Origin of the sequence: Cellulomonas flavigena DSM 20109 (genome assembly GCF_000092865.1) — a bacterium.
Classification (GTDB): Bacteria; Actinomycetota; Actinomycetes; order Actinomycetales; family Cellulomonadaceae; genus Cellulomonas; species Cellulomonas flavigena.
Genome location: NC_014151.1, coordinates 3,264,540 through 3,291,025, shown reverse-complemented (window position 1 = coordinate 3,291,025; position 26,486 = coordinate 3,264,540). Strand labels below are relative to the sequence as shown.

At 75.1% G+C, this 26,486-nt stretch carries 28 protein-coding genes and 2 riboswitches; of the genes, 18 read left to right on the top strand and 10 right to left on the bottom strand.

Features of this window, described 5'->3' with window-relative positions; translation table 11 throughout:
• Nucleotides 1-7: 7 nt before the first annotated feature.
• Nucleotides 8-427: an STAS domain-containing protein gene (locus CFLA_RS15000; protein WP_013118181.1), complete on the bottom strand. Its 420-nt coding sequence runs from the start codon at nucleotides 425-427 to the stop codon at nucleotides 8-10.
• A gap of 111 nt (nucleotides 428-538) precedes the next feature.
• On the opposite strand from CFLA_RS15000, the gene CFLA_RS14995 reads away from it, so the two are divergent.
• The gene (locus CFLA_RS14995) at nucleotides 539-2,662 is read left to right on the top strand and encodes a SpoIIE family protein phosphatase (protein ID WP_148234381.1); all 2,124 of its coding nucleotides are present in this window, start codon (nucleotides 539-541) and stop codon (nucleotides 2,660-2,662) included.
• A 33-nt stretch (nucleotides 2,663-2,695) separates the two neighbouring features.
• On the opposite strand, the gene CFLA_RS14990 is transcribed toward CFLA_RS14995, so the two are convergent.
• Entirely contained in the window at nucleotides 2,696-3,061 is a 366-nt protein-coding gene (locus CFLA_RS14990; RefSeq protein ID WP_013118179.1) for an STAS domain-containing protein, read from the bottom strand.
• A gap of 211 nt (nucleotides 3,062-3,272) precedes the next feature.
• Here CFLA_RS14990 and CFLA_RS14985 point away from each other — a divergent pair, with 211 nt between their 5' ends.
• Nucleotides 3,273-3,689, top strand: a complete 417-nt coding sequence (locus CFLA_RS14985) for a DUF3151 domain-containing protein (RefSeq protein WP_013118178.1) — start codon at nucleotides 3,273-3,275, stop codon at nucleotides 3,687-3,689.
• A 151-nt stretch (nucleotides 3,690-3,840) separates the two neighbouring features.
• On the top strand, nucleotides 3,841-5,127 hold the full coding sequence (locus CFLA_RS14980; protein WP_013118177.1) for an adenylosuccinate synthase: 1,287 nt from the start codon (nucleotides 3,841-3,843) through the stop codon (nucleotides 5,125-5,127).
• Between the two features lie 60 nt (nucleotides 5,128-5,187).
• Here CFLA_RS14980 and CFLA_RS14975 read toward each other — a convergent pair whose 3' ends face one another.
• Nucleotides 5,188-6,573 (bottom strand): MFS transporter, encoded by a 1,386-nt coding sequence (locus CFLA_RS14975; RefSeq protein WP_013118176.1) that lies wholly within the window; start codon nucleotides 6,571-6,573, stop codon nucleotides 5,188-5,190.
• A 75-nt stretch (nucleotides 6,574-6,648) separates the two neighbouring features.
• Here CFLA_RS14975 and CFLA_RS14970 point away from each other — a divergent pair, with 75 nt between their 5' ends.
• Both CFLA_RS14970 and purD read left to right on the top strand, forming a co-directional pair.
• Nucleotides 6,649-7,290 (top strand): winged helix-turn-helix domain-containing protein, encoded by a 642-nt coding sequence (locus tag CFLA_RS14970; RefSeq protein WP_013118175.1) that lies wholly within the window; start codon nucleotides 6,649-6,651, stop codon nucleotides 7,288-7,290.
• A gap of 189 nt (nucleotides 7,291-7,479) precedes the next feature.
• The gene (purD, locus tag CFLA_RS14965) at nucleotides 7,480-8,781 is read left to right on the top strand and encodes a phosphoribosylamine--glycine ligase (protein ID WP_013118174.1); all 1,302 of its coding nucleotides are present in this window, start codon (nucleotides 7,480-7,482) and stop codon (nucleotides 8,779-8,781) included.
• Nucleotides 8,782-8,787: 6 nt separating this feature from the next.
• Here purD and CFLA_RS14960 read toward each other — a convergent pair whose 3' ends face one another.
• Nucleotides 8,788-10,188 carry an AAA family ATPase gene (locus CFLA_RS14960; RefSeq protein ID WP_013118173.1) on the bottom strand — a complete coding sequence of 467 codons (1,401 nt, stop codon included), beginning with the start codon at nucleotides 10,186-10,188 and terminating at the stop codon, nucleotides 8,788-8,790.
• A gap of 50 nt (nucleotides 10,189-10,238) precedes the next feature.
• Between CFLA_RS14960 and CFLA_RS14955 the strand changes: the two genes are divergently transcribed.
• The 9 genes from CFLA_RS14955 to CFLA_RS14915 all read left to right on the top strand — a co-directional run bounded on the left by CFLA_RS14955 (nucleotide 10,239) and on the right by CFLA_RS14915 (nucleotide 18,255).
• Nucleotides 10,239-11,195 carry a phosphoribosylaminoimidazolesuccinocarboxamide synthase gene (locus CFLA_RS14955; RefSeq protein WP_013118172.1) on the top strand — a complete coding sequence of 319 codons (957 nt, stop codon included), beginning with the start codon at nucleotides 10,239-10,241 and terminating at the stop codon, nucleotides 11,193-11,195.
• A 234-nt stretch (nucleotides 11,196-11,429) separates the two neighbouring features.
• On the top strand, nucleotides 11,430-12,248 hold the full coding sequence (locus CFLA_RS14950; protein WP_013118171.1) for a DNA/RNA non-specific endonuclease: 819 nt from the start codon (nucleotides 11,430-11,432) through the stop codon (nucleotides 12,246-12,248).
• 151 nt (nucleotides 12,249-12,399) lie between these two features.
• Nucleotides 12,400-13,899: an amidohydrolase gene (locus CFLA_RS14945; protein ID WP_245530255.1), complete on the top strand. Its 1,500-nt coding sequence runs from the start codon at nucleotides 12,400-12,402 to the stop codon at nucleotides 13,897-13,899.
• 209 nt (nucleotides 13,900-14,108) lie between these two features.
• Entirely contained in the window at nucleotides 14,109-14,396 is a 288-nt protein-coding gene (gene purS / locus CFLA_RS14940) for a phosphoribosylformylglycinamidine synthase subunit PurS (RefSeq protein WP_013118169.1), read from the top strand.
• Complete coding sequence (gene purQ / locus CFLA_RS14935; protein WP_013118168.1) at nucleotides 14,396-15,091, top strand: phosphoribosylformylglycinamidine synthase subunit PurQ; 696 nt, start codon at nucleotides 14,396-14,398, stop codon at nucleotides 15,089-15,091. Before purS ends, purQ begins: the two co-directional genes overlap by 1 nt.
• A gap of 5 nt (nucleotides 15,092-15,096) precedes the next feature.
• Nucleotides 15,097-16,128 carry a GNAT family N-acetyltransferase gene (locus CFLA_RS14930; RefSeq protein ID WP_013118167.1) on the top strand — a complete coding sequence of 344 codons (1,032 nt, stop codon included), beginning with the start codon at nucleotides 15,097-15,099 and terminating at the stop codon, nucleotides 16,126-16,128.
• Between the two features lie 31 nt (nucleotides 16,129-16,159).
• Nucleotides 16,160-16,885, top strand: coding sequence for a DUF72 domain-containing protein (locus CFLA_RS14925; protein WP_013118166.1), 726 nt, complete (start codon nucleotides 16,160-16,162; stop codon nucleotides 16,883-16,885).
• Nucleotides 16,886-17,066: 181 nt separating this feature from the next.
• Nucleotides 17,067-17,606: a hypothetical protein gene (locus CFLA_RS14920; protein ID WP_013118165.1), complete on the top strand. Its 540-nt coding sequence runs from the start codon at nucleotides 17,067-17,069 to the stop codon at nucleotides 17,604-17,606.
• 133 nt (nucleotides 17,607-17,739) lie between these two features.
• Nucleotides 17,740-18,255, top strand: coding sequence for a pyridoxamine 5'-phosphate oxidase family protein (locus CFLA_RS14915; RefSeq protein WP_013118164.1), 516 nt, complete (start codon nucleotides 17,740-17,742; stop codon nucleotides 18,253-18,255).
• Between the two features lie 75 nt (nucleotides 18,256-18,330).
• Here CFLA_RS14915 and CFLA_RS14910 read toward each other — a convergent pair whose 3' ends face one another.
• Nucleotides 18,331-19,341 (bottom strand): aldo/keto reductase family protein, encoded by a 1,011-nt coding sequence (locus tag CFLA_RS14910; RefSeq protein ID WP_013118163.1) that lies wholly within the window; start codon nucleotides 19,339-19,341, stop codon nucleotides 18,331-18,333.
• Nucleotides 19,342-19,471: 130 nt separating this feature from the next.
• Between CFLA_RS14910 and CFLA_RS14905 the strand changes: the two genes are divergently transcribed.
• Nucleotides 19,472-20,002 (top strand): hypothetical protein, encoded by a 531-nt coding sequence (locus CFLA_RS14905; protein ID WP_013118162.1) that lies wholly within the window; start codon nucleotides 19,472-19,474, stop codon nucleotides 20,000-20,002.
• 93 nt (nucleotides 20,003-20,095) lie between these two features.
• On the opposite strand, the gene CFLA_RS14900 is transcribed toward CFLA_RS14905, so the two are convergent.
• Nucleotides 20,096-21,355 carry an O-succinylhomoserine sulfhydrylase gene (locus CFLA_RS14900; RefSeq protein ID WP_013118161.1) on the bottom strand — a complete coding sequence of 420 codons (1,260 nt, stop codon included), beginning with the start codon at nucleotides 21,353-21,355 and terminating at the stop codon, nucleotides 20,096-20,098.
• The gene (locus CFLA_RS14895; protein ID WP_013118160.1) at nucleotides 21,352-21,795 is read right to left on the bottom strand and encodes a rhodanese-like domain-containing protein; all 444 of its coding nucleotides are present in this window, start codon (nucleotides 21,793-21,795) and stop codon (nucleotides 21,352-21,354) included. The genes CFLA_RS14900 and CFLA_RS14895 overlap by 4 nt, the downstream gene beginning before the upstream one ends.
• Before the next feature lie 5 nt (nucleotides 21,796-21,800).
• A riboswitch (SAM riboswitch) is annotated at nucleotides 21,801-21,898 on the bottom strand.
• 99 nt (nucleotides 21,899-21,997) lie between these two features.
• Between CFLA_RS14895 and CFLA_RS14890 the strand changes: the two genes are divergently transcribed.
• On the top strand, nucleotides 21,998-22,537 hold the full coding sequence (locus CFLA_RS14890) for a GNAT family N-acetyltransferase (protein ID WP_013118159.1): 540 nt from the start codon (nucleotides 21,998-22,000) through the stop codon (nucleotides 22,535-22,537).
• Nucleotides 22,538-22,549: 12 nt separating this feature from the next.
• Here the strand turns inward: CFLA_RS14890 and CFLA_RS14885 are convergent, their stop codons facing one another.
• Together CFLA_RS14885 and CFLA_RS14880 are read right to left on the bottom strand one after the other, a co-directional pair.
• A complete protein-coding gene (locus CFLA_RS14885; RefSeq protein ID WP_013118158.1) occupies nucleotides 22,550-22,981 on the bottom strand; it encodes a type II toxin-antitoxin system VapC family toxin in 432 nt (143 codons plus the stop codon).
• On the bottom strand, nucleotides 22,978-23,217 hold the full coding sequence (locus tag CFLA_RS14880) for a ribbon-helix-helix domain-containing protein (protein WP_043599124.1): 240 nt from the start codon (nucleotides 23,215-23,217) through the stop codon (nucleotides 22,978-22,980). The genes CFLA_RS14885 and CFLA_RS14880 overlap by 4 nt, the downstream gene beginning before the upstream one ends.
• Before the next feature lie 138 nt (nucleotides 23,218-23,355).
• A riboswitch (SAM riboswitch) is annotated at nucleotides 23,356-23,470 on the top strand.
• Between the two features lie 35 nt (nucleotides 23,471-23,505).
• On the opposite strand from CFLA_RS14880, the gene CFLA_RS14875 reads away from it, so the two are divergent.
• Together CFLA_RS14875 and CFLA_RS14870 are read left to right on the top strand one after the other, a co-directional pair.
• Nucleotides 23,506-24,948 carry an aminotransferase class V-fold PLP-dependent enzyme gene (locus tag CFLA_RS14875; protein ID WP_013118156.1) on the top strand — a complete coding sequence of 481 codons (1,443 nt, stop codon included), beginning with the start codon at nucleotides 23,506-23,508 and terminating at the stop codon, nucleotides 24,946-24,948.
• Nucleotides 24,949-25,110: 162 nt separating this feature from the next.
• Entirely contained in the window at nucleotides 25,111-25,689 is a 579-nt protein-coding gene (locus CFLA_RS14870) for a GNAT family N-acetyltransferase (RefSeq protein WP_013118155.1), read from the top strand.
• Nucleotides 25,690-25,694: 5 nt separating this feature from the next.
• On the opposite strand, the gene CFLA_RS14865 is transcribed toward CFLA_RS14870, so the two are convergent.
• Nucleotides 25,695-26,300 (bottom strand): pentapeptide repeat-containing protein, encoded by a 606-nt coding sequence (locus tag CFLA_RS14865; protein WP_013118154.1) that lies wholly within the window; start codon nucleotides 26,298-26,300, stop codon nucleotides 25,695-25,697.
• Between the last annotated feature and the right edge of the window lie 186 nt (nucleotides 26,301-26,486).

Genomic DNA, 26,486 nt, shown 5'->3' with positions numbered 1-26,486 from the left:
GGAGATCTCAGCCCGGCGTGTCGACGGGCGCGAAGGGCTCCGCCTGGCCGTCGTCCTCGACCACGTCGAGGAGCTCGCCGATGCGCGTGACCTCGAGGAGGAACCGCACGGTCGGCGGCACGCGCAGCAGCCGCACGCGGTGCTCGCTGCGGATCGACAGGCGCGCGAGGAACGCGACGCCCGACGAGTCCATGAACGTCACGTGGTGCGCGTCGACCTCGATCGGCAGCCCGCGCTCCTCGGCCTCGGCCGTCGCCTCCTGCAGCTCCGGGCCCAGGTCGGCGTCGACCTCGCCCGACAGCACGATGCGGGTCCGGTCCACTCCCACGATGACCTGCACGGCGCCGGGCTCACCGACGCCCGCGGCGTCCGCCGCTTCCGTCGTGGCGGCGTCCGTGTCCGCGGAAGGACTGTTAACGTCTCGCACGATGCTCCTTCCGACGTCGGCGGGGCTCACCCGGGCTGGTCGAGCCGTCCGTCCGTTCGGCACGCTAGACGATCGGAGGTGGTGGTGGTCAACTCCCGTGCCGCCCGATCGATGACCGAGCCTACGCCCGCCGCGACGCACACCGCTGCGGCTGCCCCCCTCGGGGAGTCGTCGTGGGCGCTGGGAGCCGCGCTGGCCGCCACACAGGTGCCCCTGGCGCTGCTGCGCGCACGGGGTGGTGCCGTGCACGTCGTGTGGGTCAACGACGCCCTCGCGAGCGCCGTCGGGCACGCCCCCGCGGAGGTCGTCGGCGCCGACGTCCTCACCGACCCGCGGGTGCGGCTGTCCGACCCCGACGCCGTCCGCCGTGCGGACCGCGAGCCGTCGGTCCACCCGGCCGTGCTGCGTCGCGCCGACGGCAGGGGCGTGCGCTGCGTGGTGCACGTCTCACCGGTCCCCGAGCAGGACGGCGTGCCGCCGGGCACGTTCGTCGCCGCCGTGCAGGACCTCACGGCCGAGCTCACCGCGTCCGCCGAGCAGGCCGCACTCGTCGACGAGGAGCGTCGCGAGCGCCGCAGCCTGTCGCTCATCGCGCGTGTGTCGGACATGCTCGCCGACGTCGACGAGCCCCACGGGCTGCGGGAGATCGCCGACCTGCTCCAGGCGCAGGTCGTCGCCCGCGCCGACTTCTTCCTGTTCGACGGCGGGCTGTGGGCCGCGGAGGGTCTGGGTCCGGCGCACGCACGCGGCACACGGCACCACGGCCCGCCTCACCGGGTCCTGTCGCACTGCCCACGGGACCCGGTCGGCCAGCTGCTGTCCGGGGTCCGTGACGGGCTCGTCGAGCTCGACCTCACGGCCGACCACCCGGACGGCACCTACGCGCAGTGGATGTCCCGTCACCTCCTGGCCGCCGGTGCGCACGGTCCCGACCACCGCGTCGTCGTGCAGCCCGTCCCGGGCCGGCGCCGCATCGTCGGGCTGCTGGCCCTACGACCGCGTGACGGCGGCGGCCGCGCCGGGCTCCAGCCGTCGGAGCGGACGGTCGTCGAGCTGGTGGCGCGACGCGTCGGCCTGTCGATCGACAACGTGCGCCTCTACGACCGTGAGCACCGGCTCGCCGAGACGCTGCAGCGCGCGATGCTGCCCGAGCAGGCGGAGGTCGACGGCCTCGACGTGTGGACGTACTACTCGCCGTGCGCGGACGACGCGCAGGTCGGCGGTGACTGGTACGACGTCCTGCAGATCGACCCGCAGACGATCGGCGTCGTCATCGGCGACGTCGTCGGGCACGACGTCGAGGCCGCCGCGACGATGGGCCAGCTCCGGTCGGTCGTGCGGTCGTACGCGTTCGACATCACGACCCCCGGGCCGGTGCTGGACCGCGTCGACCAGCTGTTCAGCGGCATGCGGATCCCACGCGCCGCGAGCATGGTGTACGCGGTGCTGCGTCGCGACGACGCGGACGGGTGGCTGCTGCAGTTCTCCCGGGCCGGGCACCTGCCGCTGCTGCTCGTGCGCGGCGGCGCGGCGCAGCTGGTGCGCGGCACGGGAGGGCGGCTGGTGGGCTTCGGGTCCGGCGGCCGCGCGACCGACGAGCTGGCGCTGGTCCCGGGCGACGTCGTCGTGCTCTACACCGACGGGCTCGTCGAGCGGCGGGACCGCAGCCTGCGTGACGGGCTGGGCGTGCTCGAGACGGTGGCCGCGGACGTCACCGCGCGGGACGCCGCCGGGATCGGCGAGGAGCTGCTCTCGCACCTCGCCGACCACCCGGAGGACGACGTCGCCGTCGTCGTGCTGCGCGTGCCGCACGCCGACGACGACCTGGCCGACGCGGTCGGCCCGCGGCGGCGGCGCTGGGCGCTGCCGAGCGAGCCGGCGTCGATCGGTCGGGCGCGGCACTCGGTGCTGCGCACGTGCGAGGCGTGGGGGATCGCGGACGCGTCGAACGCCGAGCTGGTGGTGTCCGAGCTGGTCGCCAACGCCGTGCTGCACGGCTGGGGGCACGTCGCACTGCAGCTGTACGACACGGGCGACGGCCTGCGGATCGAGGTCGAGGACGCGAACCCGGCGCCGCCGGTGACGACCGACGGGCACCCCGGGCGGGTCGGGGGCTTCGGCATGCAGATCGTCGAGCGGCTGGCCGACTGGGGGTGGCGGCAGTCGCGCGGCGGCAAGGTGGTGTGGGCGAAGGTGCGCCCGGGGTCGCTGCCCGCGGCGGGTCCGCGGGGCTGATCCGGCGCGCCGCCCGCGCGGAGCCGACGGCCCTCAGGCGGGGGCGGGCGCGCCTTCGGGGGCGCTGGGCAGCTCGGCGCCGAGCTCGCAGTGGTGGTCCGCGTCGATGCGGAACAGCTCGAGCGCGCCGCAGATCTCCAGGACGAACAGGTCGCGGTCGGCAGCGCCGCGCAGGACGGTCGCGCCGCCGCGCCGCCGGCCGGCGTCGGCGAGCGAGATGAGGAAGGCGGCACCCGTGGAGTCCATGAACGTCACGCGGCACATGTCGATGACGAGCAGCTGCCGGCGCAGGCCGACGACGCGCGCGGTCACCTCGGGGAACTGCTCGCGCTCGGCCAGGTCGAGGTCACCGGCGACGAGGAGCGTCGTGGTGGTGGAAGAGGTCGAGATCTCGATCATGGTCGTCCTTGCTCGAGCCGCCCGGGGAGGGTCGCGGAGTGGCTGCTGGTCGGCCGTTCGACAATAACGGGGGTGCCCGGTGGCGGCGACCGGTGGGAGGGCGGGGCCGGGTTCGCCCCGGTTGGGCGTCGCACGACCGGCCCACGGGGGCCCACGGCGCGCGACGGCGGCACGCGACGGGAGACGTGCCGGCCGGTGCGAGACTGGCGCCATGACGCACGAGAACCTGCTGGGCGGACCGGCCCCGACGCTCCTCCCCTCCGACGGTCCCGACGCCGCGGCGCGGGCCGCGCTCGCGGCCGGGTCGGGCCCGCGCGACGTCGTGCGCGTGGCACCGGCCGCGTCGCTGGTGTGGGCCCTGCTCGCGGAGCGGGCCGACGACCCGGTGGCGGCGTACGCCTACGCGCGCACCGGCTACCACCGCGGGCTCGACGCGCTGCGCGGTGCGGGCTGGCGCGGCCGCGGCCCGGTGCCGGTGGACCACGTCCCCAACCAGGGCTTCCTGCGCGCCCTGCTCGCGTTGGCCACGGCGGCGGACGCGATCGGCGAGACGGCCGAGGGTGAGCGCTGCCGCCAGTTCCTGCTCGACTGCGGCACGTCGGCGGACGAGGTCGCGGCCCTGGGCTGAGGCCGACGCGCCCGGGCGCCTCACCGCTCCGGTACCCTTTCGGTGGTACGCGTCACCTGCCGCGCGTGCTCGGGTCACCCGCGCCGCGAGCCCGCTCGCGCCCGTCTGCGGGGCGGAGCCGCATCGCAGGCAGCGGGGAGTGGTGATCGTCATGCCGGCCGTCGTGGTGCTCGGGGCCCAGTGGGGCGACGAGGGCAAGGGGAAGGCGACCGACCAGCTCGGTGGGCGCACGGACGTGGTCGTGAAGTTCAACGGCGGCAACAACGCGGGGCACACGGTCGTCATCGAGGGTGAGAAGTACGCCCTGCACCTGCTGCCGTCGGGCATCCTCACGCCGGGCGTCGTGCCCGTCATCGCCAACGGTGTCGTGGTCGACATCGAGGTCCTGTTCCAGGAGATCGACGCGCTCGAGAAGCGCGGTGTGGACACGTCGCGGCTGCTGGTGTCGTCGGCCGCGCACGTCATCGCGCCGTACAACCGCACGATGGACAAGGTGACCGAGCGGTTCCTCGGCAAGCGCCGCATCGGCACGACGGGCCGGGGCATCGGCCCCACGTACGCCGACAAGATCAACCGCATCGGCATCCGCGTGCAGGACCTGTTCGACGAGAACATCCTGCGGCAGAAGATCGAGGGCGCGCTCGACCAGAAGAACCACCTGCTGGTGAAGATCTACAACCGGCGGGCGATCACGGTCGACGAGACCCTCGAGGACCTGCTGCGGCACGCGGAGCGGCTGCGTCCGCACGTCGCGGACACGCCGCAGTACCTCAACCGGGCGCTCGACGAGGGCAGGACCCTGGTGTTCGAGGCCGGTCAGGCGACGATGCTCGACGTCGACCACGGCACGTACCCGTTCGTCACGTCGTCCGCGTGCACCGCGGGCGGGGCGTGCACGGGCTCGGGTGTGGGGCCGACGCGCATCGACCGCGTCGTCGCCGTGGCCAAGGCGTACACGACGCGCGTCGGCGAGGGCCCGTTCCCGACCGAGCTGCTCGACGAGCAGGGCGAGTGGCTGCGCCAGCAGGGCGGGGAGTACGGCACGACGACGGGACGGCCCCGTCGCACCGGCTGGTACGACGCGGTCGTCGTGCGCTACGCGTCGCTCGTCAACGGCCTGACGGACCTCGTCGTGACGAAGATCGACACCCTGACGGGGCTGGACCGGATCCCGGTGTGCGTCGCGTACGACGTCGACGGGCGCCGCACCGAGGACATGCCGATCGACCAGAGCGACTTCCACCACGCGAAGCCGGTGTACGAGCACCTCGACGGCTGGACCGAGGACATCAGCGGCGCGCGCGACTTCGACGACCTGCCGAAGGCGGCGCAGCGCTACCTGGAGTTCCTCGAGGACGTGTCGGGCACGCGCATCTCGTCGGTGGGCGTCGGCCCGGGCCGCGAGGCGACGATCATCCGGCACGAGCTGCTGGGCTGAGGCGCGCACGGGCGCGGTGCTCGCAGCCTGGCGGCACCGCGCCCGCTCGTCCGGACGGACCTACCGCGTCCCCGGCGCGGCCAGGTCGGCCGGTGTCACGCCGCGCATGCTCGCGGCCAGACCGGCGGCGACCACGACGGAGACGGCGACCGCACCGAGCAGCGTCGCCGCCACGCCGAGGTGCTCGGCGACCGCACCGCCGACGAGGGCGCCCACGGGCATGAGGCCGAACACCAGCGTCCGGCTCGCGCCACCGGTGCGGCCGAGCAGCTCGCGCGGGACGATGCGCTGGCGGACGGTCTGGCTGACGACGTTGCCGAGGGTCACGCACACGCCGACCACGAGGAGCGTCGCGGCGAGGGCGGCAGGGTGCGGCACGAGCACCGGCACGACGAGCGCGACGAACGCCGTGGACCACCCGAGCACCATGACGCGGACCTCGCTCACGACCGTCAGGACGTGGGGCACGAGCGTCGAGCCGACGACGGCCCCGACCGCGCTGAGCGTGAAGAGCAGCGGGTAGAGCGAGGCCGACAGTCCGACGCGCGACTCCGGCCCGACGGCCCACAGCACGAACACCGACATGTACGCGGTGCTCGTCATGTTGACCAGCGCGCCGGAGAGCACGAGCGGCCGTAGCACGCGGTGGCGCATCAGCAGGCTCAGGCCTTCGCGGACGTCGGCGAGCGCGCGGCGGGCGGCGCCGGACGCCGGGGCGGTGTCGGTCGCGCGGCCCGCGTCGGCGGGTGCCGCGGCTGGTCGCGCGGGCCTCCGGGCGGCGGGCAGGCCGCGCCACAGCACGACGACGGCGAGCGCCGCGAGCCCTGCGGGCGCGCCGAGCACCCAGCCGGTGCCGAGCGCGAGCAGCGCGCCGGACAGGGGTGCGCCGAGGAACGTGTTGGTGACCTCCTGGACGGAGACGATCCGGCCGTTGGCGGTGGGCAGCTGGTCGGCGGCGACGAGGTCCGGTACGAGCGCGTGGGACGCGAGGTCGGCGAAGACCTCGGTGATGCCGTAGGCGAGGACGACGGCCAGCAGCCACGCGAAGGTCAGGCTCCCGGCGGTGGCCAGCCAGGACGCGGCGGCCAGCAGCGTCGCGCGCGACGTCAGCGCCACGAGCTGCACCGTGCGGCGGTCGGCGCGGTCGACGACGACGCCGGCGACGATGCCGAGCAGGAGCCAGGGCAGCCAGGCGGCGGCGGTGATCAGCGCGATCCGGCCGGGGGACCGGGTGAACCCGATGGCGAGGAGCGGGACGGCGACGACGAGGATGCCGTCGCCGAGGTTCGCGGCGCCCGACGCGACGAGGAGCGCGCGGAACCGCGGGCCGAGGCCGCGGCCGGGTGCCGTACGGGCCCGCGCGGTGCGCACCGTGCGCGGCGCCGCGCTGCGGGTGTCGCCGGTGGTCGCGGTGACGGCCGTCGGCGTTGCGGCGGTGGTGGTCATCGGTCCTCGCTAGGGTGGGAGCAGGCTCTGCAAAGAGTTCTATGCAAAGAAGACGCTGCAAAGGTATCTCTGCACATGACGCACGACAAGCCCCTCGCCGTCGGCGACCCCGGCAGCAGCGCGGCCCGGGAGGCCGACGCGCCCGCCTGGCGCGCGCCGAGCATCGGCCCGGACGCGCTCAAGGCCTTCGCACACCCGCTGCGGATGGCGATGTACACGTCGCTGCGCAACGACGGCCCGGCCACCGCGAGCATGCTCGGACGCACCCTGGGGGAGTCGAGCGGCCAGACCAGCTACCACCTGCGCCAGCTCGAGAAGCACGGGTTCGTCGAGGACGACCCCGGGCACCTCGGCGGGCGCGAGCGGTGGTGGCGCGCCGTCGGGTTCTCGATGGACAGCCGTGACCTGCTCACCGACCCCGGCACGGCGGGCGCCGCGCAGACCGTGATGCACAGCGTCCTCGCGGAGCGGACGCAGGCGATGACGGCCTGGGCCGAGCACCTGGACCTCTCGTGGGAGGCGCAGGTCATGTCGACCTCCACGCTCCTCCTCACGCAGGAGGAGGCCGCCGCGCTCACCGCGCGCGTCCTGGCGGTGGTCGACGAGTACAAGGACGTCAGCGACACGCGGACGGGGCCCGACGAGCGGGCCGGCACCCGTCGCGTCCGCGTCCACCTCGACGTCTTCCCCGCGCACGCGCCTCAGCGCCGCGACTGACCCACCGGGCCCGGCGTGCACCCGTCCAGGTGACCCCTGCCCGGAGCGCCGCGCCGGACCCGGACGAGGTGTGGCACTCCCGGCGCGGGTGCCGCCGCGCGCGCGGCGGTCACGACGGCCGCGGCGGCGGGCGCGCCGACGGGCGGACGCCCGACGGCACGTCCCGGACCGGCCGGTAGGGTCGGCGCCGTGGAGATCCTCGTCGTCGGCACCGGTGCCCGTGAGCACGCCCTCGCCCGCACGCTGTCCCTCGACCCGGCGGTCACGGGGGTCCACGCGGCCCCCGGCAACCCCGGGATCGCGCAGCACGCCGCCCTGCACGCGGTCGACCCGCTGGACGGCGCGGCCGTCGCGGCGCTCGCCACGTCGCTGGGCGTCGACCTCGTCGTCGTCGGCCCCGAGGCGCCGCTCGTCGCGGGCGTCGCGGACGCCGTGCGCGCCGCCGGGATCCCGGTGTTCGGCCCGTCCGCGCAGGCCGCCCGCCTCGAGGGCTCCAAGGCGTTCGCCAAGGAGGTCATGGCCGCCGCCGGCGTGCCGACCGCCGCCGCGCGCGTCGCCACCACGCTGGACGAGGTCGCCGCCGCGCTCGAGGAGTTCGGTGCGCCGCACGTCGTCAAGGAGGACGGGCTGGCCGCCGGCAAGGGCGTCGTCGTGACGTCCGACCGCGCCGCGGCCCTCGCGCACGCCGAGGCGTGCCTCGCCAAGGAGGGCGGCAGCGTCGTCGTCGAGGAGTTCCTCGACGGCCCCGAGGTCTCCCTGTTCGTGCTGTGCGACGGCACCGACGTCGTGCCGCTCGTGCCCGCGCAGGACTTCAAGCGCGCGCTCGACGGCGACGAGGGCCCCAACACCGGTGGCATGGGCGCCTACTCGCCGCTGCCGTGGGCGCCCGAGGGCCTCGTCGACGAGGTCGTGGAGACCGTCGCCCGTCCCACCGTCGCCGAGATGGCGCGGCGCGGCACGCCGTTCGTCGGCGTCCTGTACTGCGGCCTGGCGCTGACGAGCCGCGGCGTTCGGGTCGTCGAGTTCAACGCGCGCTTCGGCGACCCGGAGACGCAGGTCGTGCTCGCGCGGCTCGGCACCCCGCTGGCCGGTGTGCTCCTCGCCGCCGCCGAGGGCCGCCTCGCGGAGCTCGAGCCGCTGCACTGGCGTGCGGACGCCGCCGTCACGGTCGTCGTGGCATCCCACGGCTACCCCGGGGAGGTCCGCACCGGCGACCCGCTCACGGGCCTCGACGCGGCCGACACCGTGCCGGGCGTCCACGTGCTGCACGCCGGCACCGCGGTCCGCACGACCGCCGACGACCCCGAGAACCCCGAGAACCCGCTGAACGACCCCCTGCTCGTCTCCGACGGCGGGCGCGTGCTGTCCGTGGTCGGGGTGGGCGAGACGCTCGCCGACGCGCGCCGCGCGGCGTACGTCGCGGTCGACCAGGTCAACCTCGCTGGCTCGCACCACCGCACCGACATCGCGCTCGCGGCGAGCGAGGTCTGACGGCGGTCAGTCGGGCCGGTCGCTGCTCACACCGAGCAGCGACCGCGTGATCCGCTCCGAGTCGCCCGTCATCTCCCGCACGGCGTCGATCAGGTCGTCGTCCCCGACCGGGTGGCCCGCCTCGGCGGCGAGCAGCACGGCCCGGCGGATCGCCTCCTTCACGAACGACGCGGTCATGCCGTCCGTCGCGTCGGCGGCCGCGTCGAGCGCGGCGTCGCCGAAGGGCTGGTCGGCCGCGTACAGCCGGAACAGCCGTCGGCGACCCGCCGCGTCCGGGAGCGGCACCTCGACGGCGAGGTCCACGCGCCCGGGACGCTGGGCGAGCGCCGGCTCGAGCACGTCCGCGCGGTTCGTCGTGAGCAGGAACGTGACGTCCGCGTCGGACGCCAGGCCGTCGAGAGCGTCGAGCACCTCGAACAGCACCGGCGAGCTGCCGTGCATCGAGCGCTCCTCGGCGACGAGGTCGCAGTCCTCCAGCACGACCATCGCCGGCTGCAGCGCCCGGGCGGTCTCGGTCGCGACCGTCACGAGCTGCAGGGCCTGGCCCGACAGCAGGATCACCGTGACGCCCGGGCTCTCGCCCACGAGGTGCCGCACCGTGTGGGTCTTGCCCGTGCCCGGCGGCCCGTAGAGCAGCACGCCGCGCTTGAGGTGCTGCCCGGCGGCGCGCAACGCGTCGCGGTGGCGGGCCACGCCCAGGACCTGGCGCTCGATGCGCTCCAGGGTCCCGGCCGGCAGCACGACGTCCTCGCGGGGGACCACCGGGCGCGGGACGTGGACGACACCGGCCTCGCCCGGGTCGAACGGCGAGCCCGAGAACGTCACGACCTGGCCGCGCAGCGTCGAGCGCGCGTCCATCTCGGCGCGGACGCGGGTGAGCACGTCGCCCGCGACCTCGTCCGACGGGCAGACGACCTCGAGCACCGGGGAGCCGTTGTGCCGCATGGAGGCACGCCGCTGCAGGAGCGCGACCGGGACGCCCGCGACGGACCACAGGTGCAGGCCGAACGCGACGGTCTGGCGCGACGTGCCGGGTCCGGTCGCGGCACGGTGGTAGTCCACGGGGCCGACGGGGAACTGCTGCCACTCCGCGGCGTGCTGGAGGATCTCCGAGAGCGACATGTGGCTGCGCTGCTCGCCGCCGCCCACGCCGACGAGCCGTGCGTCGGGGTCCTCGCCGACGACGGCCGCCACGGCCACGTCCACGTCGACGCGCCGCAGGACCGGCAGCTCCAGCGTGTGGACGGGGAAGGTCCGGGGATCGCTGCCCAGGTGCTCCGCCACGAGGGGCACCAGCGGCGGCGCTCCCGCGGCGCGCTGCGCGTGCGCGCTGTGCGCGGCCTCGGACAGGACCCGGAAGTCCTGCAGGAAGGCCTGCAGACGGGCGGGGGTGACGGCGTCGTCCATGTTCGCTCCCTGGTCGGTCCGCCCACCGTAGGTGCCGGACGCGTCAGACTGTGGAGGTGAGCGACGCGCCCCCCGCACCCACCACCTCCGGCCCCGCGGTCCACGGTCACCTGCCGGGCTGGCGGCACGTCTACTCCGGCAAGGTCCGCGACCTGTACGAGCCGGACGCGTCCCCCGAGGGTGTCGCGCTGCGTCAGCGGCACGGTGACGTCGTGCTCGTCGTCGCGTCGGACCGGGTGTCCGCGTACGACCACGTGCTGTCCCCGGGCATCCCCGGCAAGGGCGTCGTGCTGACGCAGCTCAGCCTGTGGTGGTTCGAGCAGCTCACCGACCTCGTGCCGAACCACGTCGTCTCGACGGACGTTCCCGAGGCGGTCGCGGGGCGCGCGATGGTGTGCCGCCGCCTCGACATGTTCCCGGTCGAGTGCGTCGCGCGCGGCTACCTCACCGGGTCCGGGCTGGCGGAGTACCGCGAGAACGGCGAGGTCACCGGCATCGCGCTGCCCACCGGGCTCGTCGACGGCTCGCGCCTGCCGGAGCCGATCTTCACGCCGGCGACCAAGGCCGAGCTCGGCGACCACGACGAGAACGTCCGCTTCTCGGTCGTCGTCGACACCGTGGGACCCGAGACGGCCGAGACGCTGCGCGACCTCACGCTCGCCGTCTACGCGCGGGCCGAGGGTGTCGCGCGCGAGCGCGGTGTGGTCCTGGCGGACACCAAGCTCGAGTTCGGCACCGACCCCGTGACGGGTGCCGTGACGCTCGGCGACGAGGTGCTGACCCCCGACTCGTCACGCTTCTGGCCCGCCGACGCCTGGGAGCCGGGCCACGCGCAGCCGAGCTTCGACAAGCAGTTCGTCCGCGACTGGCTGACGTCGGACGCGTCGGGGTGGGACCGCGCGTCGGACGCCCCGCCGCCGGCTCTCCCGGACGACGTCGTCGAACGCACCCGCGCCCGCTACCTCGAGGCCTACGAGCGGCTGACGGGCCGCCCCCTCGCCCTCTGACACCCGCCTCCTGGCCCGCGTCTCACCTCCCGGCCGCGAGACGTCGGTCCTGCCCCCACCACGGGCGTCGTCCCACACCCTGGGACGACGCACCCGCGAGACCAGGCTTGCTGCGCGTGACGACCGTCATGCGCCACCTCGGCCCGGTCTCGCGGGCTGCTGGTCCCGCATCCTGGACGCGTGGACCTGGGTAGCGTGAGGGGCGTCCGGTAGCGCAGGCGTGGGGGTGGGCACATGGGGTACGACGCGACATTCCTGGGGCCGGAGGTCCCGCTGCCCGTGCCGGCGCAGGAGGTGCGCGAGCTGCCGTCGACGCACTTCACGGTGCTCCTCGACCCGGTGCGCCGGCTCGCGGCCGCGACCGCGGTCAACATCGACGGCGTCGCGCTGCTCGACGTGCCACGCGGCGACGACTGGTACCTCGACCCGCGCGTACCCGCCGGTGAGCAGGCCGGCAACGAGCTGTACGCACGCAACGACCTCGACCGCGGGCACCTGGTACGTCGTCGCGACCCGGTGTGGGGCGAGCCGGGCGTCGCGGCGCAGGCCAACCGCGAGACCTTCGCGTACCCCAACGCGGCGCCGCAGGCGAGTGGCTTCAACCAGAGCAAGGAGCTGTGGCTCGGCCTCGAGGACCACGTCCTGGAGCACGCGCACGCGCAGCGCCTGCGGCTGTCGGTGCTGACGGGGCCGGTGCTCGCGGGCGACGACCCGGTCTACCGGGGCATCGCGGTCCCGCGCCGGTTCTGGAAGGTCGCGGCCTGGGCGCTCGACGGGGGCAGGCGGCTGGCCGCCGCGGCGTTCGTGCTCGACCAGACGCCGCTGCTGCACGCCACCGAGCTCGCCGCGCGCACGCACGCGGCCGCCGAGGCGGGCGACCCGCCGCCGCTCGGGCCGTTCCGCACGTTCCAGGTGCCGGTGGCCGATGTCGCCGACCTCACCGGTCTCGACCTGGGCCCGCTGCCGGCCGCCGACGTGCTCGCGGCGACGACGGCGCAGCAGGTGGCGTGGCGCGAGCTCGGGTCAGCGGAGGACGTCGACCTCGGCGCCTGACGACGCCGTCCACCTGCCGGGACGCGCGCCTCGCGAGACCGGGCTGAGGCGGTGCACGGGTCGTGATGCGCCATCTGAGCCCGGTCTCGCGGGCGACTCGTCCCACGTGCCGGGACGGCTGCCGGGATTCGGCGGCGTAGGGTCCGGGCAGGTGCCATCTCTCGGAGGTCCGGTGGACGTCTCGCGCCCCCTCGTCCTGCGCCGTGCGCGCCTGCTCGGGCAGGACGCCCCGGTCGACGTCGTGCTGCGCGACGGGCGCATCGCGTCGCTCGGCGTGGCCGCCGCGGGCGTGGGCGACGTCGTCGATCTCGACGGCCGCCTGCTGCTGCCCGGTCTGTGGGACCAGCACACGCACCTCACGCAGTGGGCGCTGGCGCGCGGGCGGCTCGACGTGTCGGGCGCGGAGTCGGCGGCGCAGGCCGTCGCACTCGTCGCCGAGCGGCTGCGTACCTCGCCGCCGGCGCCCGGTCGCCCGCTCGTCGGCCTGGGGTTCCGCGACGGGACGTGGCCCGACGCGCCGTCGGCGGCGTTGCTCGACGCGGTCGCGGGCGACGTGCCGGTCGTCCTGGTCTCCGGGGACCTGCACTGCGCCTGGGCGTCGACGGCCGGGATCCGGCTGCTCGGCGTCGCGCAGCACCCCACGGGCGTGCTGCGCGAGACCGAGTGGATGCCGCTCATGGGTGCGCTCGACCACGTGCCCGACGCCGAGCAGGACGCGCTGGTCGCGGACGCGCTGCGGGCGGCGGCCGCGCGGGGCGTGGTGGGCGTCGTCGACCTGGAGATCGCCGACAACGTCGCGGTGTGGCGCCGACGAGCCGCGGCGGGGGACCCGCCTGTGCGCGTGCGAGCCGGCGTGTGGCCCGCGTACCTCGACCGCGTCGTCGGCGAGGACCTGCACACCGGGGACCGGGTCGCCGGGCCGCGCGTCACGCAGGGCCCGCTCAAGGTCATCGTCGACGGGTCGCTGAACACCCGCACCGCGTGGTGCCACGACCCGTACCCGGGCGTCGAGGGCGACCTCGCGCACGGTGTGCTCAACGTGCCCCCCGACGAGCTCGTCCCGCTGCTGCGGCACGCCGGGGCGCACGGCCTGCGAGCGGCGGTCCACGCGATCGGCGACGCCGCGAACGCCCTCGTCCTCGACGCCTTCGCGACGACCGGCGCACAGGGGTCGGTGGAGCACGCTCAGCTCCTGACGCCCGCCGACGTCACGCGGTTCGCCGAGCTCGGCGTCGTCGCGAGCGTGCAGCCCGCGCACGCACCCGACGACCGGGACGTCGCCGACCGGCACTGGGCGGGGCGCACCCACCGCGCGTTCCCGCTGGCGGACCTCCACGCGGCCGGCGTGACGCTCGCTCTCGGGTCGGACGCGCCCGTCGCGCCGCTCGACCCGTGGCTCGCGATCGACGCCGCCGTGTGGCGGACGGCCGACGAGCGCCCGCCGTGGCACCCCGAGCAGCGGCTCGACGTGCGCACCGCGCTCGCGTCGTCCGTCGACGGTCGCCCCCTGGGGCTGCGCGTGGGCGACCCGGCGGACCTGGTGGTGCTCGAGGACGACCCGACGACGCTCGCCGCGACGCCGGGCGGGCTCCGGGCCACCCGTGTCGCCGCCACCCTCGTCGCCGGCACCGTGACCCACACGACCCTCTGACCCAGGCCCGCCCCCCTCCGTCTTTCGCCCACCCCGCCGCCGAGCAAGGCCTTCTGCCGCTGATGGGCCCTCGTGACCGGCACAAGGCCTTGTTCGACAGGGCGACGCGCCGGTGGCGGGACCGCTGGGTGGGATGGCCGGCAGGCGTGGCCGGCGGGCGCCGTAGGATCGGGGCGAACCCCTCCGTCGCGAAACACAGGAGCACCCCCGTGGGACGAGTCGTCGTCGACGTCATGCCGAAGCCCGAGATCCTCGACCCGCAGGGCAAGGCCGTCGCGAACGCGCTGCCGCGCCTCGGCTTCGGCCAGTTCACCGCGGTCCGCCAGGGCAAGCGGTTCGAGCTCGAGGTCGACGGTCCGGTGACGCCGGAGGTCCTCGAGGCCGCCGCGGCCGCCGCCGAGCAGGTCCTGTCCAACCCGGTGATCGAGGACGTGGTGCGCGTCGCCGACATCGAGGCGGACGCCGCCGCCACCGTCGCGTCGCAGGGCCTGGCCTGATGGGTCGCATCGGCGTCGTCACGTTCCCCGGCACGCTCGACGACCGGGACGCCGCGCGCGCCGTGCGCCTGGCCGGCGGCGAGCCCGTCGCCCTGTGGCACGCGGACGCCGACCTCAAGGGCGTCGACGCGGTCGTGCTGCCCGGTGGGTTCTCCTACGGCGACTACCTGCGCGCCGGCGCGATCAGCCGGTTCGCGCCCGTCATGGGCGAGATCGTCGACGCCGCCGGCAAGGGCCTGCCCGTGCTCGGCATCTGCAACGGCTTCCAGGTCCTCACCGAGGCGCACCTGCTGCCCGGGTCGATGATCAAGAACGACCACCTGCACTTCGTCTGCCGCGAGCAGGTGCTGTCCGTCGAGAACGCCGACACGGCGTGGACGCGCGCGTACGCACCGGGCGAGCGGATCACGATCCCGCTGAAGAACCAGGACGGCCAGTACGTCGCCGACGAGCGCACGCTCGACGAGCTCGAGGGCGAGGGGCGCGTCGTCTTCCGCTACCAGGACGGCAACCCCAACGGCTCGCGGCGCGACATCGCCGGCATCAGCAACGCCGCGGGCAACGTCGTGGGGCTCATGCCGCACCCGGAGCACGCGGTCGAGGCCGGCTTCGGCCCCGACGGGCCCGCCGGTCCGCGGTCGGGCACCGACGGGCTGCGGTTCTTCACGTCTGTCCTGCAGGCCCTGGTCTCCTGACGCGCGTGACGACGTCCGACGTGCTCGTCGAGCACGTCACGTGGGGCGACGCCGACGCGGCGGTGCTGCGCACCGCCCAGCAGGCGGAGCTGCGGGACCGGTACGGCGACGACGACATCGGTCACGCCATGACGGGCCGGTCGATCGTCGCGATGGTGCTCCTGCGCGTCTCCGGCCAGGCCGTGGCGTGCGGGGCGCTGCGGGACGCGCAGGACGAGCTCGGCCCCGGCACGGGTGAGCTCAAGCGCATGTACGTGCGCCCCTCGCACCGAGGGCGCGGCCTGTCCCGGCGGGTGCTCGCGGAGCTCGAGGCGGCGGCGCCCGCGTACGGGCTCGACCGGCTCGTCCTCGAGACCGGCGTCCTGCAGCCCGAGGCGATCGGGCTGTACCTCGCGTCGGGGTACGCGCCGATCGACAACTTCGGCGAGTACGCGGGCGTCGTCGACTCGCGCTGCTTCGCCAAGCGGCTGGGCGTGGGTGAGGCGACGCGCGGGCCGCGGCGACGGCCCGCCGTGTCCTCGAGCGACGCGCGGCCGTCGACGTCGAGCGGGTCGCCCGACGTCGTCGTCGAGGAGGTGGCCTGGGTGCACCCCGACGCGTACGCGTTGCGCCGCGCCATGGTCGACGAGCTCACGCCGCTGTACCCCGAGATGGCGTTCGACCGGCCCGACGGGTTCGAACGGCTCGACGCGGCGCAGGGACGGACCGCAGCGACGACGTTCCTCGCCCGCCGCGACCGCGTGCCCGTCGCGTGCGCGACGCACCGCCGCGCGGTCGAGTGGGGCGACGACGTGGCCGAGCTGAAGCGGCTCTACGTCGCACCCGACGTGCGCGGGAGCGGGCTGGCGCGCCGGCTCGTCGCGTGCGTCGAGGACGCAGCCCGCGCCGACGGCGCCCGGCGGATCGTGCTCGACACCGGCATCCGGCAGCCGGCCGCGATCACGCTCTACCTGGACCTCGGCTACCGCGCCGTCGCGCCGCCGCCCGGGACGTGGCAGGGCCTGCCGGTCTCGCTGTGGTTCGCGAGGGACCTGTGACGACCGTCGGGCCGGTCGGCGCCGCAGGCCGATGACCGTGCGCATCGGCACGTCGGGGTGGTCGTACGACCACTGGGACGGCGTGCTGTACCGCCCGGGTCTGCCCGCCCGCGAGCGGCTCGCGCGGTACGTCGAGGCGTTCGACACCGTCGAGCTCAACGCGAGCTTCTACCGCTGGCCCCGTGAGCCGGCGTTCGCGTCGTGGAACCGCCGGCTGCCGGGCGGGTTCACGATGTCCGTCAAGGCGCCGCGGGGCCTGACCCACGCGCGCCGGCTGTACGCGCCGGAGGTGTGGTCGGAGCGCATCGCGCGGTGCTGGCACGAGCTGCGCGACCACCGGGAGGCGCTGCTGGTGCAGCTGCGCCCCGACGCCGAGCGGGACGACGCGCGGCTCGACTGGTTCCTCGGGACGCTCCCGCCGTGGGTCCAGGTGGCCGTCGAGCTGCGGCACCCCTCGTGGCAGACGGACGCGGTGTTCGACCTGCTCGCGCGGCACGGCGCCGCGTACTGCGTCGTGTCCGGCGCGGACATCCCGTGCGTGCTGCGCGCGACGTCGCGCCTCGTCTACGTCCGGCTGCACGGCCCGGACCACGACCACCTCTACGCGGGCTCGTACTCCGACGACGACCTGCGCTGGTGGGCGGACCGTGTCCGCGAGTGGGAGGGCGGCGGGCACGACGTCGTCGCGTACTTCAACAACGACGGCGACGGCAACGCCGTGCGCAACGCCTGGCGCCTGCGCGAGCTCCTCGTCTAACGACCGGATCGACCTCTCGCGGAGGGAGGTGCGGTGGGTGAGGGGGTGGTGGGGGGCGGGGTGGGGCGGGTACGGTGTGCGCATGTTCTCGGCCCGGGTGTGTTGTCGCTGACCTAGCGACCCCGCGCGCCTGCGGCTCCGCCCTCGCTGCGCACCCGAGTTCGACCCGAGGACATCCCCCGTGGCCCAGCCCGTTCTCGCGCACGTCCGCGCGACCCCCGCCCGACGCCCGTCCACCGCCCGCCCCGACGTCCCGCGCGTCGAGATCGCCGGTCACGCGTCGCGCGCGGACGTCGAGTTCCTGCTCGACGCCGACGCGCTCGACACCACCACGCTCGCGCTCGCGGCCGCCCGCGCGGACGTCGTCCGCATCGTGCACTCCGCGGCGCTGCCGACCGTGGCCGCCGTCCGTGCGCTCGTCACCGTCCTGGAGGACGAGGTGCGTGCCGTCGGGCGGGACCGCCACGAGGTGCGGCTGGTCCTCGAGGTCGAGGCGGTCGTGGCCGCCGACGACGCAGACGCGGCCCGCCGCCGCCAGGCCGTCGCCTACGCGGAGGCGTTCGCCGCGTTGACGTGGTCGCCGTCGGCGACGTGGCTCGTCGGCACGCCGGCCCGGCTCGCCGCCGACGCCCGCGCGCTCGCCGAGAGCACCGGTGTGGACACGGTGGCCCTCGCGCTCGTCGGGGAGTCCCGGCGCCACGCCACGGCGCTCGTCGGCTGAGCCTCCGATGCTCGTCCGGACCGCGTCGACCGGACGGCACCGGCCTGGCACCGTGCCCCGGGTGCGCTCACCCGGACCCGTCCCTAGGGTGGCCGAGCGGGCGACGACGTCCGCGCCGACGGACGGAGCGACGATGACGAGCGAGACGTGGCAGGAGCAGGACGACCCGGGGCGCGCGGAGGCCGTCGCGAAGGTGCGTGACCTGCTCAAGGAGCACCACCTGGCGATGCTCACGACCATCGACGCCGACGGTGCGCTCGTCAGCCGGCCCATGGGAGTGCAGGACGTCGACTTCGACGGGGACCTGTGGTTCTTCACGTCGCTGACCAGTCACAAGGCGGCGGAGATCCGGGCGCACAGCGCGGCGAACGCGGCGTTCGCCGGGTCGTCGTCGTGGCTGTCGGTCGCCGGCACGGCGGAGGTCGTGCAGGACCGGGCCAAGATCAACGAGCTGTGGGGGCCGGTCGCCGAGGCGTGGTTCCCGGAGGGGCCGTCGACGCCCGACCTCGCGCTGATCCGGCTGCGCGCGCAGAGCGCCGAGTACTGGGACAGCCCCGGTGGCCGGCTCGCCACGGCGCTCAGCTTCGTCAAGGCCAAGGTGACGGGGCAGGCCTACGACGGCGGCGAGAACGCGGCCGTCGACCTCTGACGCCCGCGCTGCCGCCGGACGACCGCGGCTCCCGTCCCGGGTGGGACGGGAGCCGCGGTGCGTGGCGGGCGCGCGTCAGACCAGTCGCTGCGGCGGCGAGGCCTTCGCCGTCTCGGCCGGGTCGGTGACGACGACGTCGCCGAGGACCTCGTCGATGCGCGCGAGCACCTCGGCGGGCAGCTCGACACCGCCGGCCTTCGCGTTGTCGTGCACCTGCTCGGGGCGGGACGCGCCGATGATCGCGGCGGCCACGTTGTCGTTGGCCAGCACCCACGCGATCGCGAGCTGCGCCATCGTCAGGCCCAGCTCGTCCGCGACCGGCCGCAGGTCCTGCACGCGTCCGAGGACGTCGTCGCGCAGGAACGACCTGATCATGCTCGCCCCGCCCTTCTCGTCCGTGGCGCGCGAGCCCGCGGGCAGCTCGGCGCCGGGCCGGTACTTGCCCGTCAGCACACCCTGGGCGATGGGGGACCACACGATCTGCGAGACACCGAGCTCGCGCGAGGCCGGCACGACCTCCGCCTCGATGACGCGCCACAGCATCGAGTACTGCGGCTGGTTCGAGACGAGCTGGAACCCCAGCTCCTTGGCGAGCGCGTGCCCGGCGCGGATCTGGTCGGCGGTCCACTCGCTGACGCCGATGTACAGGGCCTTGCCCTGACGGACGACGTCGGCGAACGCCTGCATCGTCTCCTCGAGCGGCGTCTCGTGGTCGTAGCGGTGCGCCTGGTACAGGTCGACGTAGTCGGTGCGCAGGCGCCGCAGCGAGCCGTCGATCGACTCGCGGACGTGCTTGCGGGACAGGCCGGTGTCGTTGGGGCCCTTCGGCCCCGTCGGCCAGTAGACCTTGGTGAGGATCTCGAGCGACTCGCGCCGCTCACCGGCCAGGGCGTCGCCCAGGACGGACTCGGCCACCGTGTTGGCGTACACGTCGGCCGTGTCGAAGGTCGTGATGCCGACGTCGAGCGCCGCGCGCACGCACGCGGTCGCGGTGTCGTTCTCCACCTGCGAGCCGTGGGTCAGCCAGTTGCCGTAGGTGAGCTCGGAGATCTTGAGGCCGGAGTTGCCGAGGAAGCGGAAGCGCATGCCGTCAGCCTCTCACCCGACCGGGTGAGCCGACCCCGGGGGGTGCCGGTCCCGTGCGGGATCGTCCCGGTTCGTCCCTCTGGTGGACATGGGTGCCGGTTGCACAGGTTGCTGCGCTACCGTCCGGGCCATGCGATCCCGACGACGTCTCGCAGCGGCCCCCCTCTCCCTCCTCGTGCTCGTGCTCGCGGCGTGCTCCAGCGGCAGCGACGGCGACACGCTCGACTCGGCGCCCACGATCCCCGGGCGCGGCGGCACCGAGCTGCCGTCCGCCGACGACCAGAGAGCGGCGCTGGAGTCGTCCGGCGACGCCGTCTTCGTGCTCTCCGCCGAGATCTCGCCCGACGCGCCCGAGTCGGTCAAGGTCGAGGAGGCGCCGGCCGGCACGCACGTGGTGCGCGTCGCGTGCACGTCGTCGGACGGCGCGCCGCTGACCATCACGGTGAGCGCGGGCGGCCAGGACCTCACGTCGTACCAGGCGGCGTGCGTGCCGGTCTTCCAGGGTGGCGCGACGATCGCGGACAGCGACCCGTTCGAGCTGCCGGGCGGTGCTGTCGACGTCAACGTCGTGGCCGCCGCGGAGTCGGTCGCCGCCGTCGGCCTCGCCGCGTCCGAGGTCCCCGCGGGCGAGGCCCCCGAGGGCGACGCCGCCGAGGGCTGACACCGAGGTGCACGACGGCGCCGGTCGACCGTGAGGTCGACCGGCGCCGTCGTGCGACAGCGTGCCGTGAGATGCGGGCGTCGAGCGGCGCCGTCAGCCGCCCAGCGTGCCGAGCGCCTGCGCGAGGTCGTCGCGCAGGTCCTCGACGTCCTCCAGCCCGACCGACAGGCGCACCGTCGTCTCGGCGATGCCGACCGCGGCACGTCCCGCCGGGCCGAGCCGGCGGTGCGTCGTCGTCGCGGGGTGCGTGACGATCGACTTGGTGTCCCCGAGGTTGTTGGAGATGTCGACCACCCGCAACGCGTCCAGCACGCCGAACGTCGCCTTCTTCGCCACGTCGGGCGTCGCGTCGGCGGGCACGTCGAGGTCGAACGTCACGACCGTGCCGCCGCCCGTCTGCTGCGCGCGCGCCAGGTCGTGCTGCGGGTGCGACGCGAGGAACGGGTAGCGCACGCGTGCGACTCCCGGCTGCTCCTCGAGCCAGCGTGCGAGCTCCAGCGCCGAGCCGGCCTGGTGCCGCACGCGCAAGGACAGCGTCTCCAGTCCCTTGAGCAGCACCCACGCGTTGAACGGTGACAGCGACGGGCCGGTGTGGCGGAGGAGCGTCTGCACAGGGCCGCGCACGTACTCCGCGGAGCCGAGGATCGCGCCGCCCAGCACGCGCCCCTGACCGTCGATGTGCTTGGTCGCGGAGTACACGACGACGTCGGCGCCGTGGTCGAGCGGGCGGGAGAAGACGGGCGTGGCGAAGACGTTGTCGACGACGACCGTGGCCCCGGCGGCGTGCGCGAGCCGGCTGACCGCCGCGATGTCGACGAGGTCCTGCATCGGGTTGGACGGGGTCTCGAAGAAGACCACGTCGGCGGGCGTCGCGAGCGCCTGCTCCCACTGCTCGGGCACGTGGCCGTCGACGTAGTCGGTACGCACGCCCCACGACGCGAGGATCTCGTCGAGGATCACGACGGTCGAGCCGAACAGCGCCCGCGCGGCGACGACGCGCGACCCTGACCGCACGAGCGCGGCGAGGGCGGTGAAGACGGCGGACATGCCGGTCGCCGTCGCGAAGCAGGCCTCGGCGCCCTCGAGCAGGCGCAACCGCTCCTCGAACGTCGTGACGGTCGGGTTGCCGTACCGCGAGTACAGGAACCGGTCGACCTCGCCCGCGAACCCGGCCTCGGCCTGCGCGGCGGTGGCGTACGTGTACCCCTGCGTGAGGAACAGGGCCTCGGACATCTCGCCGAACGGCGTGCGCACGAGGCCGCCGCGCACCGCGAGGGTGTCGGGGCGCAGCTCGGCGCGGTCGAGGCGGTGGTCGTCCCAGTCCCCGGGGCCGGGGGGCAGGACGGTGCTCACGGCTGCACCCAGGGCAGTCCCTCGGCGCGCCAGCCGGTGTGGCCGCGGTGGCCGTCGGGGCCCGTCGCGCCCTCGAACCCGTCGAGCACGTTGTACGCGGGACCGTAGCCCGCGGCCGTGGCCGCCTGCGCGGCGCCGATCGACCGCTGGCCGGAGCGGCAGAGGAAGACGAGGGGGCGGCCGTCGCCGGGCGTCACGCCCGTCGCTGCCACCTGGTCGACGAACCGCGGGTTCGGCTGCCCGGACGGGTACGAGACCCACTCGACGAGCGCCGCCTGGCGCCCGAGCTCACGCAGGTCGGGCACCCCGACGTAGCGCCACTCGGCGTCGGTGCGCACGTCGACGAGCACGGCCTCGTCGTGCTCGCGGAGCAGGTCCCACGCCTCCGTCGGCGTGATGTCCCCGGCATAACCGGGGGCGGGACGCGGCTGCACGCTCATCGGTCCTCCCATCGTCTCTGGCGGTAGCACCCTCGGCCACGGTCTCCCGTGCGGGTTGCTGCGGCGTCGTCGAGCCAGATCTCTCGGCCGCTCTGGATGGTCGCCGCGATGCTACGCCAGGTGCGTCGTGGTGCGGCAGGGTGTCTCAGATCGGTGACAGCGCCGTGCGGCCGGACGTCGCGACGTGCCAGGGTGGTGCGCGATGGACGCCCCCGACGGCCTCGTGCTGCGACCCGTGACCCCGCTGGACGTGCCGGCTCTCACGCGTCTGCTGCACGCCGCCTACGCCGACCTGGCGGCGGCAGGGCTCAACTTCACGGGCGCGACGCAGGACGAGGCGACGACCGCGAGCCGCAGCCTCGGGGTGGGGGCGTCCTGGGTGCTGGTCGACGCGGGCGAGCGCCTCGTGGGCACCGTCACCGCCTCGAGCCCGCCGGGGCGCGGGATCAGGTCGCTGACGAGCCTGGCGCTCGAGCCGGACCGGGTGTGGCTCAACCAGCTCGCGGTGCACCCCGACGCTCGCGGGCAGGGCCTGGCGACGGCCCTGTGGGGAGCCGTGCGCGGGTGGGCCCTCGAGCGCGGCATGCGGTCGGTGGGACTGGACACCGCGGTGCCTGCCGCCGCGCTGCGGAGCATGTACCGACGCTGGGGCTTCGTCGACGCGGACACGGTGCAGTGGCCGGGCAAGTCGTACCGCAGCGTCGTCATGCTGCACGACCTGCCGCGCCCGCCGCGGGGCTGACGCCCGACCGCTTCAGTCCTCGACGGCCACCTGCCACCGCAGGCCGGGGAACCGCGCGAAGTCACGGTCCTGCGACACCCAGGTCGCCCCGTGCTCGACCGCCACGGCGGCGTGCTGCGCGTCCGCGACGAGGTTGCCGCGGGCGTCCGCGGCCCGGCACAGGTCGGCGACGATCTCCCAGTGCCTGTCGCCGGGGGCGACGCGGACCGTGCCGGGGTGCGCCCGCAGGTCCCCCACGAGGTCGAGCGCCGTACGCAGCGGCGTCGGACGGGCGAACACGCGGGGGTGCGTGAGGACGCGGACGGTGCCGCCGAGCACCGCGTCGGTCAGCCCGAGCGGCTCGGGGGCGTCGACGGCGGCCTCGAGCCACCGGCGCAGCGCGTCGTGCCGGGGCGAGTCGGCACGCAGGGCGCCCACCAGCACGTTGACGTCCGGCAGGATCACCGGCCCTCCAGGACGTCGAGCAGTGCCGCGGAGTCGTCGAGGTCGACCCCGGGCAGCAGCCCGCCGCTGCCGACCGCGTCGATGCGGAAGGGTGGCCGCTCGGCCGTCGCGCGGAACCGCTCGAGCTCGGCGCGCAACGCGTCCTCGACCACGGACGTCACGGTGCGTCCGGATCGCGCGGCCGCCGCCTTGACCTCGCGGTAGAGCTCGTCGGGGAGGTGCAGGGTGGTGCGCATGCAGAAAAGCATACGCCTGGCGCACCGATCCGGAAGGCCGCGGTCACGGCGGTCCGGTGAGACACGGCGTCTCGGATGCTGGGAGGAACCTCGCCCCGGCGTTGACACGTCCGGGCGACCGCCGCGATCCTCGTCGCAGGTCATGAGTGCCAGCGTCTCAGCCCCGGCTCGCTGGCCGGCAACCCTCCTCCGCGGTGGGGTGCCCCGGGTGACGACCTGGTCGCGCACCGCTCGGTGCCGGCAAGCGCGGGCCCCCCGGGGTCCGGTGGACCGTACCGGAGGAGCACCATGACCACGATCACCGAGCTGTTCGCCTGTGCCGACGAGGTCTCGGGCACCGCGACCTCGGCCCCCGTGGCCCCTGCGGGCGCGGCCCCGTTGCTCCCCGTCGTCGGCGCGGACACCACCGTCCCGCTGGTCGACGGCACGAGCCGCACGTACGCCAACCTCGACTGCGCGGCGAGCGCGCCGGCGCTCGAGGCCGTCGCCGGGCGCCTCACCGAGGTGCTCCCGCTGTACGCCTCGGTGCATCGCGGTGCGGGCTACCTGTCGCAGGTCTCCACGGCCCTGTACGAGGCGTCGCGCGAGGCGATCGCCCGGTTCGTCGGCGCACGTGAGGACGACGTCGCGGTCATCACGCGCAACACCACGGACTCGCTGAACCTGCTCGCGGGCGTCGTGCCTGCCGGCGGCCGGGTCCTCGTGCTGGACGTCGAGCACCACGCCAACCTGCTGCCCTGGGTGCAGCGCAGCGGCGGTGCGCACGCGGGCACCGGTCGCGCCGCGACGATCCTGCCGCTCGAACCGACGGTGGTCGCGACCCTCGGCGCCCTGCGCGCCGAGCTCGCCCGCCGGCCGTACGCACTGGTCGCGCTCACGGGCGCGTCCAACGTCACCGGTGAGGCGCTGCCGCTCGATCGCGTCGTCGAGATCGCGCACGCGGCGGGCACGCGCGTGGCCGTCGACGGCGCGCAGCTCGTGCCGCACCGCGGGTTCTCGCTCGCGGACTCGGACGTCGACTACGTCGCGTTCTCGGGCCACAAGACGTACGCGCCGTTCGGCGCGGGTGCGCTCGTGGGTCGCCGCGACTGGCTGGACACCGGCACGCCGTACCTCGCAGGGGGAGGTGCGGTGCGCGACGTGCGCACGGACCGGACCGTGTGGCAGCCCGCACCGGCACGCCACGAGGCCGGCTCGCCCAACGTCCTCGGCGCGATCGCCCTCGCGCAGGCGTGCGACACCCTCGCGGCACTGCCGGCCGGTGCCCTCGAGGCCCACGAGCAGGCGCTGCGCGAGCGGCTGGTGTCCGGCCTGTCCGCGATCGAGGGTGTCGAGGTCGCGCGCATCTGGCCGGACTCGGCCGACCCGGTCGGGGTCGTGACGTTCACCGTCGCCGACCTCAACCCCGGGCTCGTCGCGGCGTACCTGTCCGCCGAGCACGGCATCGGCGTGCGCGACGGCCGGTTCTGCGCGCACCCGCTGCTCGCGCACCTCGGTGCGACGCACGGCGCGGTGCGCGCGTCGGTCGGCGTCGGGACCACGTCCGAGCACGTCGACCGCCTCGTCGACGCGCTGGCCACGTTGCTGCGCCGCGGCGCGCAGGCGGAGTACGAGGTCGTCGACGGCTGCTGGTCCGTCGTGGACGACACGCGCCCGCTGATCGAGGTCGAGGGCCTGGACCACCTCGCGGCCACGGCGGCCGCGGCCTGCGGCCCGGCCCTCGACGACTGACGCCGCTCGGGCCGAGGCGCGCGCCGCCCGCCCGTCGAGCGCGGTACCCGTTCGTCGAGCGCGGTACTCGTTGGTGCCGCGCTCGGTGATCGTGTGCCGCGCTCGGCGTGACCGTCCGTAATGAGGAGGCGCGGGCGGACAGCCGCAGGGGAGGATGCGCGGGTGCTGCACGAGATCACGCTCGAAGGTCATGGTGTCCGGCTCGTCCCGCTCGCGCTCGAGCACGCGGACGCGCTCGCGGGGTTCGTCGACGAGCGCGTGTGGGCCGGCATGACGTCGCCCACCCCGCGCGGCGTGGACGACGTCCGGGAGGTCGTGGAGTCCGCCCTCGCGACACCTGCGCGGTACGCGTTCGCGGTGCTCGCCGACGGCGAGTGCGTCGGGTCGACGTCCTTCTACGACGTCGACCTGCGCATGGGCCGGCTCGAGATCGGGCACACGTACTACGACCCGCGGGTCTGGGGCACCCACGTGAACCCGGCGTGCAAACTGCTGCTCATGACGCACGCCTTCGGGACGTGGGGCGTCGCGCGCGTCGCATACCGCGTCGAGGCCCGGAACGCCCGCTCGATCGCGGCCGTCACCAAGCTCGGTGCCCAGCCCGAGGGCCGTCTGCGCGGGCACCGCGTCGCGGCCGACGGCACGCGGCAGGACTCGCTGTACTTCTCGATCCTCGCCGACGAGTGGCCCGGCGCCCGCGGCCGGCTCGAGGAGCGGCTCGCGGCGACCGGGCCGAGCTGAGGTCGTCAGTCCTCGACGACGAGCCCGACGTGACGCGCGAGCAGCGGCGCGAGGTCGAGCAGCTGGTCGGACGTGACCCGCGCGCCGCCGAGCCCGCCGACCCCCTCGACCGCACGCAGCCGCGCGCCGCGCAGGTCGCACTCCGCGAGGCGCGCGGCCGTGGTGTCGAGGCGGCGGACGTCGCAGTCGACGACAACGAGCCGGCGCACGCGCGCGTGGCTGAGGTCGAGGTCGCCGAGCGTGACGCCCTCCAGCCGCAGCTCCTCGACCGTGGACTCGCGCAGGTCGAGGTAGTCGATCTTGCCGCCGGTCACGGTCGCGCGCGTCCACGTCGAGCCGAACGCGGACAGTGCGCCGATGCGCACGTCGGTCAGGGTCACGTCGCGCCACGTCGACGACGGGGCCGCGACCGCGCCGGCCCGCACGGCCCGCCACGTGGTGTCGAGGAGCCGGGCGCCGTCGAGCGTGACGCCCTCGAGGTCGCAGTCGTCGACCGCGCACTCGAGGAACCGCGCCCGGGTGGCGTCACGCCCGGAGAGGTCGAGGCCGCGGAACGTGAAGCCGTCGAGGTCCGCGTCCGGCTCGAGGTCGTAGGCGTCGCCGCTCAGCATGGCCCGAGCCTGCCACGCCCCACCGACACGGCGGGGCTCGATCGACGTGTCGGCGGTGGAGGGTGGGGTGACCGGATCGGCTTGGCGCGGCAGAGGTGTGTGTGTGTGTGGGCTGGGGGGCTGGGGTGCTGCACTGCTCTCTCGCCACGGTGCTGGGTCGCTCTCTCATCACCTGGCGAGAGAGCG